Annotated in this window: 14 protein-coding genes; all 14 read right to left on the bottom strand. The window is 62.5% G+C overall.

All coding sequences use genetic code 11. The annotated features are described in order from the left end of the window. Window positions 1-188 precede the first annotated feature (188 nt). The 14 genes from KSAC_RS17180 to KSAC_RS01495 all read right to left on the bottom strand — a co-directional run bounded on the left by KSAC_RS17180 (window position 189) and on the right by KSAC_RS01495 (window position 15,457). Window positions 189-362, bottom strand: a complete 174-nt coding sequence (locus tag KSAC_RS17180; protein WP_162900495.1) for a hypothetical protein — start codon at window positions 360-362, stop codon at window positions 189-191. 11 nt (window positions 363-373) lie between these two features. After that, a complete protein-coding gene (gene crcB / locus KSAC_RS01555; protein WP_102324258.1) occupies window positions 374-781 on the bottom strand; it encodes a fluoride efflux transporter CrcB in 408 nt (135 codons plus the stop codon). Window positions 782-819: 38 nt separating this feature from the next. Next, the gene (locus tag KSAC_RS01550) at window positions 820-1,635 is read right to left on the bottom strand and encodes an adenine nucleotide alpha hydrolase family protein (RefSeq protein WP_132303820.1); all 816 of its coding nucleotides are present in this window, start codon (window positions 1,633-1,635) and stop codon (window positions 820-822) included. A gap of 106 nt (window positions 1,636-1,741) precedes the next feature. Further along, complete coding sequence (locus KSAC_RS01545) at window positions 1,742-2,530, bottom strand: SDR family NAD(P)-dependent oxidoreductase (protein ID WP_102323926.1); 789 nt, start codon at window positions 2,528-2,530, stop codon at window positions 1,742-1,744. Between the two features lie 250 nt (window positions 2,531-2,780). Then, window positions 2,781-4,544 carry a cis-3-hydroxy-L-proline dehydratase gene (lhpI, locus tag KSAC_RS01540; protein WP_243705255.1) on the bottom strand — a complete coding sequence of 588 codons (1,764 nt, stop codon included), beginning with the start codon at window positions 4,542-4,544 and terminating at the stop codon, window positions 2,781-2,783. Window positions 4,545-4,643: 99 nt separating this feature from the next. Continuing rightward, the gene (gene purU, locus KSAC_RS01535; RefSeq protein ID WP_132303818.1) at window positions 4,644-5,516 is read right to left on the bottom strand and encodes a formyltetrahydrofolate deformylase; all 873 of its coding nucleotides are present in this window, start codon (window positions 5,514-5,516) and stop codon (window positions 4,644-4,646) included. 3 nt (window positions 5,517-5,519) lie between these two features. Further along, window positions 5,520-6,608: a GlxA family transcriptional regulator gene (locus KSAC_RS01530; protein WP_102323928.1), complete on the bottom strand. Its 1,089-nt coding sequence runs from the start codon at window positions 6,606-6,608 to the stop codon at window positions 5,520-5,522. Between the two features lie 257 nt (window positions 6,609-6,865). After that, entirely contained in the window at window positions 6,866-7,372 is a 507-nt protein-coding gene (locus KSAC_RS01525) for a prolyl-tRNA synthetase associated domain-containing protein (RefSeq protein WP_132303816.1), read from the bottom strand. A gap of 3 nt (window positions 7,373-7,375) precedes the next feature. Continuing rightward, on the bottom strand, window positions 7,376-8,491 hold the full coding sequence (locus KSAC_RS01520; protein WP_102323930.1) for an S-(hydroxymethyl)glutathione dehydrogenase/class III alcohol dehydrogenase: 1,116 nt from the start codon (window positions 8,489-8,491) through the stop codon (window positions 7,376-7,378). 47 nt (window positions 8,492-8,538) lie between these two features. Then, entirely contained in the window at window positions 8,539-9,267 is a 729-nt protein-coding gene (locus tag KSAC_RS01515) for an electron transfer flavoprotein subunit beta (RefSeq protein ID WP_165927267.1), read from the bottom strand. A 1-nt stretch (window position 9,268) separates the two neighbouring features. Then, window positions 9,269-10,504, bottom strand: a complete 1,236-nt coding sequence (locus KSAC_RS01510; RefSeq protein ID WP_132303812.1) for an electron transfer flavoprotein subunit alpha/FixB family protein — start codon at window positions 10,502-10,504, stop codon at window positions 9,269-9,271. Beyond that, window positions 10,501-12,390: a DUF3483 domain-containing protein gene (locus KSAC_RS01505; RefSeq protein WP_132303810.1), complete on the bottom strand. Its 1,890-nt coding sequence runs from the start codon at window positions 12,388-12,390 to the stop codon at window positions 10,501-10,503. Before KSAC_RS01505 ends, KSAC_RS01510 begins: the two co-directional genes overlap by 4 nt. Before the next feature lie 5 nt (window positions 12,391-12,395). After that, window positions 12,396-14,441, bottom strand: coding sequence for an oxidoreductase (locus tag KSAC_RS01500; RefSeq protein WP_132303809.1), 2,046 nt, complete (start codon window positions 14,439-14,441; stop codon window positions 12,396-12,398). Beyond that, window positions 14,438-15,457 (bottom strand): GlxA family transcriptional regulator, encoded by a 1,020-nt coding sequence (locus tag KSAC_RS01495; protein WP_102324260.1) that lies wholly within the window; start codon window positions 15,455-15,457, stop codon window positions 14,438-14,440. The genes KSAC_RS01500 and KSAC_RS01495 overlap by 4 nt, the downstream gene beginning before the upstream one ends. Window position 15,458: the final 1 nt, after the last annotated feature.

Genomic DNA, 15,458 nt, shown 5'->3' with positions numbered 1-15,458 from the left:
ATTCGCGCCGCCAGCGTAATACTGGCACTTCACAGGCCGGACGTCTTGACAGATGGGACATCATCGGCCCCGCCCTGCTGGCAACGGCATTCGCGATTTCAACCGCGCTGATATTTTTCGTATGACAGTAAGATGCGGATGGAAGCCCGGACAGTAACGGGCTTCCGTTTGCAGATATCGTTCCGTAATCAGCCATCCGCCTGTGCATGACGGGCGACGACGGCGTTTGCCTCGCGGATCGCGCGGCCTTCATCACCTGTACGGTCCAGACATTCATTGGCGACCTTCGCCCACAGATTGCGCAGGACCGGGGTAGTAGCTTTGTGCGTATGCTTTTCGGCCTCGTCAGGTGTCCACGGCATGCGCGGCACTCCTATACGGTTGTCTGGTTAAGGCGTTCGGCGACCAGATAACCCGCTGATACCGCAAGCATGCCCAAAACGACGGAAATGCCGATATTCAGCAGGGCACGACCCGGCGCACCACCACGCAGCAGGTCAAGCGTCTGTAACGTGAATGATGAAAACGTAGTATACCCGCCACAGATGCCAACCATGAAGAACAGGCGTCCCACATCCGAGACCGGGTAGCGCCCCGCCGCTGTTGTCAGCGTGGCGAAAAACGCGATGGCGAAAGACCCGGTCACATTGATCGCGATTGTGCCCCATGGCAGGCTCTGGCTCCATCGCGCCATCCAGATACCGACCCAGTAGCGCCCGACCGTGCCCAGCGCACCGCCCGCCGCAATCCACAGGGTTGCGGGCAATCTATCGAAATCCATGAACATTCTCTTGTTTAATACGGTTCCACATGACCCGATCAGTGCTGCAGGAAAATCGGGATTTCGGGACTTTCGAGCATGATCTGCGTAACGCTTCCAATAATGTGGTTATAAAGCCTGCCATGCGCGTATCCCCCCATAACCAGCATATCGCGCCCGTTGTCACGACACAGCCGCAGGAGGGCTGCGGCGAGTTCCACCGGGGCCCCGCCATCATCCGCCATGACAGGCGTGACCTGTAGCCCCGGCAGCAGTTTATCCACGGCGGACCCCGCGCCATCACCCACGATTTCCACATCCCGCGCCGCATCAAGGATGGGCCTTACTGAAAGGAATGTCCTGCGGCAGGAGGCCGTATCCTTCCATGCCAGCAGGACATTACGACCCACGGGGCCATCCCAGCCAGGCGGGATGAACAGCACGGGCCGGGCAGAATCAAATATCGCGGCCCGCACGGCGCGGCGTTTCTGGTCACTATCATGCGACTGGGGAAAACCGATTACGATCAGGTCGGTCTCACTGGCATAGGCACGGATCATCCGCTCAACCGATATTTCGGGATCGAGCCAGTTGGTTTCCATCTCCCCCAGCGTACCATCCGCGCGGCACTTTGCCAGCCAGTCGTGATAGCGGTCATGCAGCCCGTCGGCCCATTCACGCTGCTGCGCACGGATACGGACGCGATCCGTGTCGGTCAGCATTTCCTCGGTCGGTACGATGGTGTCCTCGGGCGGTTCACGCGCGGCCAGAACACTCATCGTCATGCCCCCAACAGCACGAAGAACCGACAGCCCGGCAGCCAGAAGGCCGGTCACATCCTGCGGGCGGTTAAGGATGACCAGTGCCGTTTTCATTGTCGTTCCCCTTCCTGCCATACCGGTCTGGCAGGGCCTAACGCAGCCGGGGAACGGATGCACGGCTGTGTACCATTCCCTGCCGTCCCGGCCCGTTTCACGCCGTTCAGATCGTGCTCAGCACGCCCCCATCCACGCGCACGGATGCCCCGGTCGTGGCCGATGCCTGTGGGGATGAAAGATAGACCACCATATTCGCCACCTCCTCCACCGTGGCGGCACGGCGGATGATCGAACTGGGCCGATGCGCCATGACGAATTCCGCTGCCACTTCTTCCAGCGGTTTGCCGGTTTTTTCCTGCTCGGGCCTGAGCATCTCCGCCAGTCCTTCGGACAGGGTCGGCCCCGGCAACACGGAATTCACCGTAACCCCGGTTCCGGCCATCCGTTCGGCCAGACCGCGCGCGACGGAAACCTGTGCTGTCTTGCTGAAGCCGTAATGGATCATCTCCACCGGGATATTGAACGCGGATTCCGACGATATGAACACGACACGCCCCCAGCCCCGCGCCTTCATGCCCGGCAGGTAGGCACGCGAGAGCCGTACCCCGGACATGACGTTGACCTCGAAAAACCGGCTCCAGTCCTCATCGGGGGTGTCGAAAAAATCCTTGGGCTCGAATATCCCCAGATTGTTGATCAGGATATCGCAATCCGGATGGGCCTTGACCAGCGCCGCACACCCGGCAGCCGTGCCCAGATCTTCCGTAAAGCCGACCGCACCGCCAGAACCAAGGCCGGACAGCGCAGCCACGGCCCGTTCAACCGCTTCGGGCCGCCGCCCATTCACCACGACCTGTGCCCCGCTGGCGGCAAGCCCCTTTGCAATGGCCAGTCCGATACCGCCTGTCGAACCTGTTACAATGGCCTTGCGACCTGTCAGATCAATGCGCATCTCGTTTTCCCATATCCGTTCAGGCAGGCAGCATCGTACAAAAAGGGGCCGCCGCGCAACCCGGCCAGCCGGGCGCACGCCCTGCCCGCCTGATGGGATAAACGCATGGAGACGCCAGATGTCGGCGGAAAATTCTGGTGTGACAGATTCCGAAGCTTTTTGAAAAAAGCTTCACAAAAAACTTTCTTTTGACGACGCCCAAAAGCAAAAAGACGAAAACGTCACCATATCAGTATCTTTACGCCATGTATCATCCGGGCGGCATCAGCCATACGGGCAGTTTCTTCAGGGCTGTTCCGGTCTCTGCCGCATCAACACAGGCGGCCAGACTGCCGAAACGCACCTGCCTGCCGACCAGACCCGGCGCGTAATGGGCATATTTACCGGAATTGGTCATCAATGTCCGGGCGTTGCGGGGAATGACCGGCTCCCCGATCATGCACCAGCATGTATCGGTTATGATCTGCGCGCCGAATGCTTCCAGTACCTTGATATAACCGGCCGCGCTGGCCCGGTCATGGATCTCGCGTCCCATGGTCAGAATGAATTCGGTCCCGCCATGCCTGACCCTGCCGTTGCACAGGGCAGCCAGATGCCCGCACTCCTCAAGGGAGAGATGCGGATTACCAAGCGATACAAGCTGTATGGCCGTTTCCGCGGCGCTATCGAGTTCCTGCCACGACCGGACCAGATCGCCCGGCCGCACCCCATATTCACGCCGCGCCGGTTTATGGCCAAGGGCGGCCTGCGCTGTGGGGGCTTCGGGTGTAACACCAACGATATGAAACATCGGCGCGGCGGAAGTCGTGGCGAACGCCGCGCTGAAGGCCTTGAGCGCGTCCCGATCCGGCGCCATGTCCTGCAACCCGCTTACCACCGGGATTTCGGTGCTGCTCAACAGGCCAATATGATAGCCCAGCAGCGGGAAGAAGGATTCATCGGCATTATCGGGCGGCTGCACCGCAATATGTACGGTCCTGTGCCGTCCGCTATCGCAATGCGTACCGACAAAAGGCGTGCGCCCCGTCAGTGCAACGCACAGGTCCAGATAATCCGGATATTTCAGCGTGCGCGCGCCCAGCACACTATTGGCGAACGCGACCGCATTGGATTCCGCCCATACAATCTGTTCACCACGCACCGGCGCGCCATCCAGCAGGTAGGGCGCACAGGTAAAGCTGGGCTGCGCACCCATTTCCACATACGCATTACCCAGTGCTGCCGCCGGGTCGCCCAATGATGGATCGACGCCCTGCGCACGCCAGCGCCGCTGATCGACGGAAATGGAATTGAGCGTGGTGGGGACCCGGACCTTCGCACCCCATTCCACAAACTGCCGTGCAAAACGCAGGCTTGCGGGGCCGGTGTAGATACAGCCATCTATATGCGCCTGCCCGATGTCAATCAGCCTGTCCGCATTCTGTAGCGCTGCCATTTCCAGCACGATATTCATGGCGGCCTGCGCGGCTTTCCCATGCGCACCATCCAGCACGCGACGGTCATATGCGCTTAAGGAAACCGTATGCCCGGCCTGCCGTTGTGCTGGTTTCGGATCGGCAATATGGACATTTTCACCCACCATGACGCAACCATCCGCCATACAGGCGGACCGCGCATGTTCAAGGGTGGTGAAGGCATCGTGACCGACGCTGATCACAGGCAGGGAGCGGCCAAACATGAAATTGGCCACAACCACACCCAACACCAGAATTTCGTCAGGTTCCGCCAGTATCAGGCCCGCTGGCGCATGTCCGTTCAGTATCAGTTCCAGCATGACGCTGCTGCCGGTGCATGACCCCCGCCCCTTGGGGATGGCCAGTATTTTGCCCGCAAGACAGGCCCCCCTTAACGGGTGGTGACTGTCAACCACCATCCCCGTGAAGGGATCGACCGCGCCCCAGAAACTCAGCCCCACATCGGCATAAAGCAGCGGGGCCTGCGCCCTGCCCTGCACCAGCATGCGTCCTGCCAGCGTGCGTCCGGCTTTCATTTCGGCGGCCTGCGATCCGGTCATGCCCTGTCCCCGCTGATCTGCCGCACGGATGCGCCTGCGGCGGTCAATCTGTATGTCAGGACAAATGTTTTGACAAGGAAACGTGTTTGATCCGCGCCCCTAATCGCCAAATACCACCGTGCGCATGCCGTGCATGATGACCCGCCCGTCCAGATGGTAATGTACGGCACGCGACAGGGCGCGGCTTTCGATATCACGCCCCTTGCGGATCAGGTCTTCCGCCGTATCCGAATGGCTGATGCGTTCCACGGACTGTTCGATGATCGGCCCTTCATCCAGATCGGCCGTAACGTAATGAGCGGTCGCGCCAATCAGCTTTACCCCCCGCCGATGCGCTTGATGATAGGGCCGCGCGCCCTTGAAGCCAGGCAGGAAGGAATGATGGATATTGATGCAGCGCCCCGCAAGTTCACGCGAAAGCTCATCAGACAGTATCTGCATATACCGTGCAAGAACGACCAGTTCCGCGCCGGTCTGCCCGATCAGTTCGCGCAGGCGGTCTTCCTGCATGGCCTTGGTCTGTGGCGTAATTGGCAGGTGATGGAAGGGGATGGTGCCCATATCCACCTGCCCGCAGGCCTCGACCGGGTGGTTCGATACGATGGCGACGGGGTCCATATGCAGTTCGCCAATACGCCAGCGGTAAAGCAGGTCCGCCAGACAGTGATCGAAGCGGGAGACCATGATCAGCACTTTCTGCCGTACCGCCGTATTGCGCAGCGACCACATGGCCCCGAAACGACCTGCAACCACCGCCAGTTCATCATGCAGTCCATCATCGGGCATCCCACCGGGATGGGTGAAATAGATGCGCATGAAAAACTGGCCATTGGCAACGTCATTGTACTGATTCATTTCAATGATATTGCCGCCGGTTTCAAACAGCGTGCGGGAAAACGCAGCAACAATGCCGGGAACACTGTCGCAGGTGACAATCAGGACCCACGCAGTCGTTTCCTGTGATGGAGACACCCGTTACAACTCCTCAAACAGACGCACGCCGACACGTTCCGTCAGCGAACGTTCGGGCATGAAGGATATGCCACCGTCGGGCACCAGACGTTTCGCGCCCCTGACCTCGCTCGGGCTCTGGCCGAACATGGATTTGAAATGCCGGGAAAAATGCGCGCAGTCTGAAAACCCTGTCTCGACCGCGATTTCCGTGACCGACAGTTCCCCCTGCTGCAGCAGGGAGCGCGCGTAACGCAGGCGGATCAGGCGGTAAAAATCCGTCGGTTTCATGCCCAGCGTCGTCTGGAACAGGCGTTCAAGCTGGCGCGAGGATATGCCCAGATAGGATGCCAGCCGACTGATCGAAACCGGTTCATTCATATTCTGTTCCATTTCCAGCACCGCGCGACGGATACGGGAATCAGTAATATGATTTATTTCATCAATAATGGGGGGATAGGGTTGCAGTAATGGCGCATTGCTTCGCGTCGGACGGTCCAGAAGCAGGATATGACTTGCCTTCTTGGCGACCTGACGGCCCAGATACTGTTCGATCAGGTACAGCACCATGTCCGCGGTCCCGCCGCCGCCCGAACAGGTAATGCGATCGCCTTCGACCAGGTACATCCGGTCACTGACGACTTCATGTTCGGGAAACTCCTCCATGAAGTCCTGCCGGTGATACCAGCTCAGGCAGCACGCACGGCCTTCCATCACCCGCGCACGGCACAGGACAAAGACGCCGGTGCATAGCCCGATCAGCGTGACACCCGCGCTGGCGGCGCGGCGCAGGTACTGCAGCGTGCTGTCATCCACCTGCCGCCTGCCATGCAGCAGGCCGCCGACAACCGCGATACAGTCGAATTCGGAAGGATCGCGGAACTCGCTATGGCGGCTGATCGGGATGTCGCAGCTTGAACGCACCGGATCGGGGCGACTGTTCATGATCGTCCAGTTACACAGGATGGGACGGCTGTTATCGTCCTTGTCCCCTGCAAGACGCAGGTAATCGACAAACAGCGAAAAAGCGGAAAGCGTGAAATTTTCGGCCAGTATGATGCCGACCCGCAGACGTGGGGTTGGCCTGGCACTATCGGACTGAAAACGCATCATGCTTACCCCTGCACAGCCTGGCCGCACGGCAATGACCGACCGATTATCCCGATGGCGTATTCATGAGAGTATGAGACAGTATCGCCCCAGACTTTTCCTTATGCGACAGAAATTTATTTCATTACGGCATTGAATATAATCTGTCCGGCTGTGGCCATGCGCATCCGCGCCAGATGCACACAGGGGGACAGGATGGTCCTGTCCCCCTTTCCGGACCATCCATATGGACAGCCTGCGCCATGTTACGGGGGAGACGGTCAGACCGTCTCCGCATCGGTAAAGGTGACGACCAGTGGTTCCACCCCGAGGGCGTGGAGAAATTTACGCAGGTCATCAGGACTGATGGAAAATGTCTGCGTATTATCCATCGGGTGCATGGTGATGTAATCACCCTGCAGAAGTGCGGCATCAATGGCGAAACGCACCTGATGATCCGTATCCGCAATCATGCTGAGCGGGCCGAGTGACCCCGGTATGGTCTGCAGTCTTTCCATCATCCGCTCCGCACTGCCAAAGGACAGCCGCTTGCAGTCCAGCAGTTGCGGCAGCTTCTTGAGATCGACCTTCCTGTCCGCCGGGACCGTCAGCAGGAACATCGCCCCCTTTGCATCCTTCAGGAACAGGTTCTTGGTGTGCTGGCCGCGTATATCCCCCCAGTAGGCCTCCGCGTCCTCAACGGTGCGCACCGGCGGATGGGACAGGATTTCGGGCTGGATGTCGAGTTCGGCCAGCAGGTCAAGCAGCCGTTGGCCGGTATCCGTCACGGCTCAGAACTCCACGACGGTACGGATGCTCTCGCCACGGGCCATCATGTCGAAGCCTTCGTTGATGCGCTCCAGCGGCAGGGTGTGGGTAATCAGGTCGTCGATGTTGATGCGGTTTTCCATATACCAGTCAACGATCCTGGGCACGTCCGTACGCCCGCGCGCGCCACCGAAGGCCGAGCCGATCCACCGCCGTCCGGTCACAAGCTGGAACGGGCGCGTGCTGATCTCCTGTCCCGCACCCGCAACACCGATGATGGTGGACACGCCCCAGCCCCGATGCGCGCATTCCAGCGCCTGCCGCATGAGGGTGGGATTACCCACGCATTCGAACGAGTAGTCCGCCCCACCACCGGTCAGTTCCACCAGATGGCCCACGATATCGCCATCCGGTCCCAGATCGTTGGGGTTGACGAAATCGGTCATGCCGAACTTGCGCGCCATCGCTTCGCGTGCGGGGTTGATGTCCACGCCGATGATCCTGTCAGCCCCGACCATCTTCGCACCCTGGATCACGTTGAGGCCGATACCGCCCAGCCCGAACACCACAACGGACGCACCGGCTTCCACCTTGGCCGTGAACAGCACCGCGCCAATACCCGTGGTGACGCCGCAGCCGATGTAGCAGACCTTGTCGAACGGCGCGTCGGGACGGATTTTCGCAAGCGCGATTTCAGGCAGGACCGTGTAGTTCGCAAAGGTCGAGCAGCCCATGTAGTGATGGATCGGCTGCCCCCTGAACGAAAAGCGCGACGTGCCATCGGGCATCAGGCCCTTGCCCTGCGTGCTGCGGATGGCCGTGCACAGGTTGGTCTTGCGCGACAGGCACGACTTACACTCCCGGCATTCCGGGGTGTAGAGCGGGATGACATGATCGCCGGGCCGCAGGTGCTTCACGCCCGCGCCAACTTCCACCACCACGCCTGCGCCCTCATGGCCCAGAATGGCCGGGAACAGCCCTTCGGGGTCCGCGCCGGACAGGGTGAACTTGTCCGTGTGGCACAGCCCGGTGGCCTTGATTTCCACCAGAACCTCGCCCTCGCGCGGGCCTTCAAGCTGTACGGTCTCGATTTCCAGCGGTTTGCCCGCTTCAAATGCAACGGCTGCCCTTACATCCATAACCTTAAACTCCCGGTCTTTTATGAAAAATTCATGCCACGACCTGCCTACCTATCGGTTTGCAGGACACCCAGCATGACCAGATGGTCCCTGATCGCCTGCGCCGCTGCCCGCGGCGTGGGATCAATCATGACCTGTCCCCCCGTGCCCGATGCCTGAGCCTGTATCAGGCGTGGCCGGGCGCGGTAGGGCCGGATCTGCATGTCTGCCCCTGCCATGTCGGCAGGGGGGCTGTCGGCTGTCTCGCCATATGTCAGCACCTCGCCCCGCCGCATGGCGGCGAAGGAAAATGCAGGGGTGAAGGGCGCCATTTCATGCACGCCCAACACGCACGGACCTTTTACATGCGCCCTGCGCCGCACCCCGCGTGGCAGGGCCTGTTCAACCTCGACCACGCCCTGTGTCGCCTGAATGGCAACGATATCGCGCATGATGGGCCAGTCCAGCGCATGCGCCAGCGCGTAGGGAAACAGCCCGCTATCCTCGCCGCCCGAACCCCGTCGCCCGGTCAGCACAAGATCGACCGGCGCGCCGGAACGGATATAGGCCGCAAGGGCTTCCACCACTCCCGCCTGCCCCGCCCCAAGGGCGACAATGCGTTCCAGCCCGTAGCCTGCATATTCACGCATCGTGGGGCCAGCAGGACCGACATGCACGCCCAGTACTTCGCCACCTAACGCCAGCGCCATGCCAATCGCGCCGATTTCCCCCGCAACGGGTGCGGGCCTGCCTGATACCGTATCGTATCCGGCTGACAGCAGTATGATCGTGCGCATCCTATTCTTCCGTCCCGTTGCGCAACACGTCCAGCAGGGCTGGCATGACAAGCTGGGCATCCGCGATGATCGCCAGCCCCGCGCGCTCAACCATGGCCGCGTGCAGGTCCGTATTCACCGCCACGACATGCTCGACCCGTCCCAGCCCCTGCAGGTGCTGCGGCGCGCCGGATATGCCCATGGCGACATAGCATATGGCATCCAGCACCGTACCCGATGCGCCCACCTGCATCTCCCGTGGCAGGAGCCCTGCATCACAGACCATGCGACTGCCACCGGGGGAAGCATGCAGCGCGCTCACCATCTGCCGGAATATGTCGAAATCCGTTACGCCATTCCCGGCGGAGACAACAAAGGGCGCTTCCGCCAGCGCCATCGTCGCCGGATCGCCCGGCTGGGGCGGGGCGACACGTATGCGCCCCCCGCCATGGACCGGGGACTGACGGTCATCACCATCCATCCCCGTCACGCGGGCTTCGTGCGCATTCCCGCCATAGGGCGCCACCCGATCGGGCGACAGGGCCATGATGCCCGGCAGGGTGGATGCAACCTGTTCCGACCGGCGGGCCATGGCGGGACGGATGGCGTTGCGGGGATTGAGAACCTCCACATCACCCATGAAACTGCGTCCGGTCGCAACCGCCACGCGCCGGGCCATGTCGCCGCCATTGGTGCTTTCGCCAAACAGCACCGTCCGGGGCATAAACCGGGCCACTGCGTCACCGATTGCCGCGACACTGCGTTCGGGGTCGGTGGGGTCCAGCGGCAACGGCAGCACCCGGTCCGCGCCTGCCTGAGCAAAATCAGTATAGGCTGCACTGTCCAGACTGGCAGGACAGCACAGGACAACAGCCCCCTTCCATGCATCGGCCAACAGGCGGGCCGCGCCCATCACCTGCCGGTCAAGACGCCCAGGGCGGCCATCAGGCAGGTCAGGCACCACCATGACCAGACATTGCGGGTCATCAATGCGGATGACCTGACTGCGTGCTTCCTGAACGGGGGTGGCGCTGCCACCCGTGCCTGCCCGCCCGTCACGAACAAGGCGCGCACGGGCCAGACCGGGCACCAGCAGGCGCTGACGTTCCGCGCGCGGGTCCCGACGCAGGCGACCGGACGGCGAGACCTGCCCTGCCCTGTCTGCAAGTGCTGCCGGGACAAGGCGCACACGCCCGGCCTGCCCCGCCGTCATCCGGCGCAGGCGCAGTGCCCGGGGATCAGGCCGCAGCCGGGTCATGCCCGCACCACGGCGTCAAGAACCAGTTCGGCTATATCGCGCACGTCCGGTCGGTCGCCCGTCACACCTTCCAGCATGGCGGTGCAGCCGGGACAGCCAACGGCAACGATACGCGCCCCCGCATCACGCGCCTGCCCCATGCGCAGGTCGGGTATACGCACCTGCGCGTCAACATCGCTGACCGGATTACCCCCACCACCACCGCAGCACATGGCCTGCATGCCATGGCGTTCCATTTCCACGGTCCGGGTGCAGGCGGCCTGCAGCAGGCGGCGCGGGGCCTGTGTTTCCCCATTGTAGCGCGCCAGATAACATGGATCATGCCATGCGACCGGCGGCAGGTCGCGCGCCGCCAGCACCAGCCTGCCCTGTGTGACCAGATCATCCAGCAGGGCCGTATGATGCCGGACGCGCCATATGCCCCCAAGCGCCGGATATTCGTTACGCAGCATATTATAGCAATGCGGATCGGCAGTGACGATGGTGCTGAATTTACGCCGCCCCAGCGTCGTGATGACATCCGCCGTCAGCATCTGGAATGTCGCTTCATCGCCCAGCCTGCGGGCCAGATCGCCGCAATCACTCTCGGCTTCACCCAGTATCGCAAAGCGCAGGCCCGCCTGCTGCATCAACCGGACCAGTGCCTGCAGGGTGCGGGCATACCGCCGGTCATACGCCCCTTCCCCCAGCCAGAGCAGGATGTCGGTTTCTTCCCCTTCCTTCAGGACGGGAATATCCATCGCCAGCATGTCCGCACGTTCGGACAGGGGGCGACCGCCCGGTTCGGCGCTGTCGCGCATGCGCCGCAACACCTGTGCCGCGCCGGGGCGGACATCGCCATGCATAAGGGTCTGCCCGCGCCGCAGGGCGATGACCGTATCGACATGTTCGATCATCATCGGGCATTCCTCGACACAGGCACGGCAGGTCGTGCATGCCCATAACGTGTCAGGGTGGATCATGGCGTCCGTTCCGACAACCGGATGGTCCATGCCGCCATTCCCTGCCACGGGTGGGGCGTTGGGGGCCGGACTGCCGGTATAGGACGCGCCGCCATCGTCACGCATGGCGCTGACCATGCCCTGTATCAGCGCCTTGGGGTTCAGCCTCTGCCCGGCGGCGAAGGCGGGACAGGCCTGCTCGCACCGCCCGCACTGGATGCAGGCATCAAAGCTGGACAGCATATTCCAGGCAAAATCGCCCGGCGTCACCGCCCCCAGCACCGGCTGGGTCAGATCAAGCGGTTGCAGCGCGGTATCGCGCCCGCCACCGAACCGGCCGGGACGGGAATGGGCCACCAGCCATGTGGAACCCGCGAAGGCATGGCGCATCGGGCCATACAGGAACAGGCCCAGCAGGCCGAAACCACCCACCGCCAGCAGCATGGTGGCGAACGCCATTACCCCCTGCCGCGCGGGCGTGTAGGCAAGGACAACCTGACAGGCCGCAAGCACGGCGATCGCCCCGGTCATGGCAGCAAGGACGGAGGCAAGCCAGTTGAACAGACCGCCGGACAGGAAAGACGGCCGCACCGGCACCCGCCGCGCCCGCACCAGCGCCGACCCGGCCATGCCCGCCAGCGCACATGCCAGAACCAGCCCCCAGTAAATCCGGCTTGATCCCAGCGGTGGCAGCATGGCCAGCATCACAAGCACAAGGCTGCCCAGCAGGCCACCGGCGGCAAGGACATGCATGCGCCCGGCACCGGGGCGACGTTCGACCACATGGTGCACATCCACCAGATACCGCCGGGGCAGCGCCAGCAGGCCACCGACCCAGTCCACCCGCGCAGGAGCGCCGCGTCGCCACAGGCGCACGAAACCCGCAGCCCCGACCGCAACCGCGATGGCCAGCAGCCAGACCAGCCCGATCATAAGCCATGCCATGGGTGTTACAGATCCTTGCACAGGCGCAGCGCATCATACAGGGCGGCATGGATATTGCGCCCGGCTACCGCATCGCCGATACGGAACAGCGCGTAACCATCCTGTCCTTCGGCAAAAACGGGCTGGGTCCTGCCTTCCAGCAGGGCGGGCAGGTCGGTCTGGCCGTGATTTGCGGCATTTTCCTTGAGCGCGAAATACAGATCCTCACGCGGCAGGTTGCCGTATTCGACAATCACATGATCGACGACGCGCTCTTCCTCCACATCCGTCATGGTGTTGCGCAACACGGCGACCAGACGGGAATCCTCGCGGTAAACTTCCGTCAGTTCCATGTTGGGCGAAAGCACCACGCCAAGGCGGTAGAGTTCACGCAGATGCACCGGCTGGTTGGTCGTTCCCACTTCCTGCGCGATCAGGCGGTCGCCTGTCGCCATTTCCACCAGACAGCCGCGCGTGGCCAGAACTTCCGCCACGGATGCCGCGTTATGCTGGCCCATGTCATCATACAGCAGCACGCTGCCCGTGGGTTCCACCGTGCCTTCCAGCACGGCGCGCGCATCATGCACCAGATCGGAACCCGGACGGTCCCCGACCGAGGCATGGCCGCCGGTGGCCACGATCACCACGTCCGGCTTTTCCGCCGCGATCAGTTCGGGCGTGGCGCGGGTGCCCAGCCGCAGGTCAACCCCCAGCTTGCGCACCTGCGCGTCCAGCCAGCGCACGATGCCAGAAAGCGCTTCGCGCCAGCCCGCCCGCGCGGCGATGGTTACCTGCCCGCCCGTCTGGGCTTCCTGCTCGAACAATACGACATGATGCCCGCGCAGCGCACAGACGCGCGCGGCCTCAAGCCCCGCCACCCCGCCGCCCACGATTACCACCCGGCGGCTGATGTCCGCGCGGGGAATGTCGTGGGGCATGGTCGCTTCGCGCCCCGTGGCGGCATTCTGCAGGCACAAGGCATCGCCGCCGACGTAAATGCGGTCGATGCAGTACCCCGCCCCCACGCACTGGCGGATATCCTCCTCACGCCCCTGCGCCAGCTTGTTGACCAGATGCGGGTCGGCAATATGGGCGCGCGTCATCGCCACCATGTCGATATGCCCTTCGGCCACCGCACGCGCGGCGGTTGCGACATCGGTAATGCGCTGGGCGTGGAAAACCGGGATGTCGACCTCACGCTTGATGCCGCTGGCCAGATGCAGGAAGGGCGCCACGGGAAAGGCCATGTTCGGCAGGCTGACGGCATGCGACATGTCATCGCGCGCCTGACCGCCAAGGACATTGACGAAATCGATCAGGCCACGGCGGGCATATTCGGTGGCGATGGCGATCGCATCTTCGTGCGACACGCCGTCCTTCAGCAGTTCGTCGCCGCTCATGCGCATGCCCATGATGTAATCATCACCCACGGCTTCACGCATGGCGGTCAGGATTTCGATGCCAAAGCGCATGCGGTTTTCCAGCGATCCGCCATAGGCGTCCGTACGGCGGTTGACCCCGGGCGACCAGAACTGGTCCAGCAGATGCCCATGCGCACCCGAAATCTCGAACCCGTCCAGCCCCCCCTGCCGGCACCGCCGCGCGGCATCGGCGAAGGAGCGGATAACGCGGCGGATGTCCTCCACTTCCATATCCTTGGGCACCGAGCGCGATGCGGGTTCGCGCACGACGGATGGGGCGATGACCGGCAGCCACGCATCCGTATCCCATCGCGTGCGACGGCCCATATGCGTAAGCTGGATCATCAGTGCCGCGCCATGCTGGTGCACACGGTCCGCAAACTGCTGGAAATACGGAATGATCCCGTCATCCGCCACCGCAACCTGATTCCACGGCGTTGCCGGGCTGTCGCAGTCAACCGAGGACGAGCCGCCAAACATGGTCAGGCCAATGCCGCCCTTCGCCTTTTCGGCATGATAAAGCTGATAACGCTCCTGCGGCCTGCCATCGCGGGCATAGCCCGGCGCGTGGCTTGTGCTCATGATGCGATTGCGAATTACAAGACCCTTGATGCGTAGTGGCTTGAACAGCACCTCTGCATTGGCGTTCATTCAGGGAATCCAGCATTGCTTGGTTGTCGGGAAAGATAATCGTTCAGGCGCGACATGGACGGACGGAGCCGCCGTTCATCACGCGGTGCGCAGCCGAAACGGCTGCGATAGGCCGTACTGAAATGCGCTGGCGATACGAAACCGCAGGCCAGACTGACATTGGTGATCGACATGCCCGTCTGCTGTAGCAGCCGCCGCGCGCGCTCAAGGCGCACACCCACGATATACACCGCAGGCGTGCAGTCGGCATGACGACGGAAAAGGCGTTCAAGCTGGCGGACGGACAGCCCGACATCGGCGGCGATGCCGCTGATCCGCAGGGGGCGGTCAATATCGCGTTCGATCAGGCGCATCGCCCGCATGAGGGCGGGCGGCGCATCCGCCAGCGTGGAGACGGGCTGGGCCTCGTTTCCCGTGCGGCTGCGATCAAGGATGAACTGCGCGGCAACCGCCTGCATCCGCTCGCGCCCGAAACGGGCTTCAACAATGCGCAGCATCATGTCCAGCGGCACGGAACCGCCCGCGCAGGTCAAACGGTCACGGTCGATTACGAACATTTCGTCCGTAATGTCGATTTCCGGAAATTCCTCCCGGATCGCGGACAGGTTTTCCCAATGGATGGCGCATTTGTAACCGCGCAGCAGCCCCGCTTCCGCCAGTGTGAAGGTGCCCGTGCACAACGCCCCCAGCACCACATGCGCCCGGGCCTGCACACGCAGGAAGTTACGCAGCGATGCCGAACTGGCCGCACGGACATTGATGCCGCCGCACACGAATATGACATCGTATGGCCGCGTACGCTCGGGCGCGACGGTGGGATGCAGCATGAGGCCGTTGCTGGCGGTCGCGGCCTCCCCGCTCTGGGTCAGGATGTCCCATTCATAGACATCCTGCTGCGTTACGCGGTTGGCCATGCGCAGGACTTCGATCGCATTGCTGACCGCGATCATCGAATAGCTGTTGAGTGTCAGGAAACCAAAACGGCTCAGCCCGGCGAGATCCAGCTTACGATTCATG

The organism is Komagataeibacter saccharivorans, from assembly GCF_004348195.1.
Taxonomy (GTDB): Bacteria; Pseudomonadota; Alphaproteobacteria; order Acetobacterales; family Acetobacteraceae; genus Komagataeibacter; species Komagataeibacter saccharivorans.
The sequence above is the reverse complement of the archived record's forward strand: the minus strand, read 5'-3'. Positions and strand labels throughout refer to the sequence as shown.

Excerpts from the sequence above, each read along its gene's own strand:
- KSAC_RS17180 (WP_162900495.1), bottom strand. The coding sequence starts at position 362 with ATGCCGTGGACACCTGACGAGGCCGAAAAGCATACGCACAAAGCTACT.
- crcB (WP_102324258.1), bottom strand. The coding sequence starts at position 781 with ATGGATTTCGATAGATTGCCCGCAACCCTGTGGATTGCGGCGGGCGGT.
- KSAC_RS01550 (WP_132303820.1), bottom strand. The coding sequence starts at position 1,635 with ATGAAAACGGCACTGGTCATCCTTAACCGCCCGCAGGATGTGACCGGC.
- KSAC_RS01545 (WP_102323926.1), bottom strand. The coding sequence starts at position 2,530 with ATGCGCATTGATCTGACAGGTCGCAAGGCCATTGTAACAGGTTCGACA.
- lhpI (WP_243705255.1), bottom strand. The coding sequence starts at position 4,544 with ATGACCGGATCGCAGGCCGCCGAAATGAAAGCCGGACGCACGCTGGCA.
- KSAC_RS01530 (WP_102323928.1), bottom strand. The coding sequence starts at position 6,608 with ATGATGCGTTTTCAGTCCGATAGTGCCAGGCCAACCCCACGTCTGCGG.
- KSAC_RS01520 (WP_102323930.1), bottom strand. The coding sequence starts at position 8,491 with ATGGATGTAAGGGCAGCCGTTGCATTTGAAGCGGGCAAACCGCTGGAA.
- KSAC_RS01515 (WP_165927267.1), bottom strand. The coding sequence starts at position 9,267 with ATGCGCACGATCATACTGCTGTCAGCCGGATACGATACGGTATCAGGC.
- KSAC_RS01510 (WP_132303812.1), bottom strand. The coding sequence starts at position 10,504 with ATGACCCGGCTGCGGCCTGATCCCCGGGCACTGCGCCTGCGCCGGATG.
- KSAC_RS01505 (WP_132303810.1), bottom strand. The coding sequence starts at position 12,390 with ATGGCATGGCTTATGATCGGGCTGGTCTGGCTGCTGGCCATCGCGGTT.
- KSAC_RS01500 (WP_132303809.1), bottom strand. The coding sequence starts at position 14,441 with ATGAACGCCAATGCAGAGGTGCTGTTCAAGCCACTACGCATCAAGGGT.
- KSAC_RS01495 (WP_102324260.1), bottom strand. The coding sequence starts at position 15,457 with ATGAATCGTAAGCTGGATCTCGCCGGGCTGAGCCGTTTTGGTTTCCTG.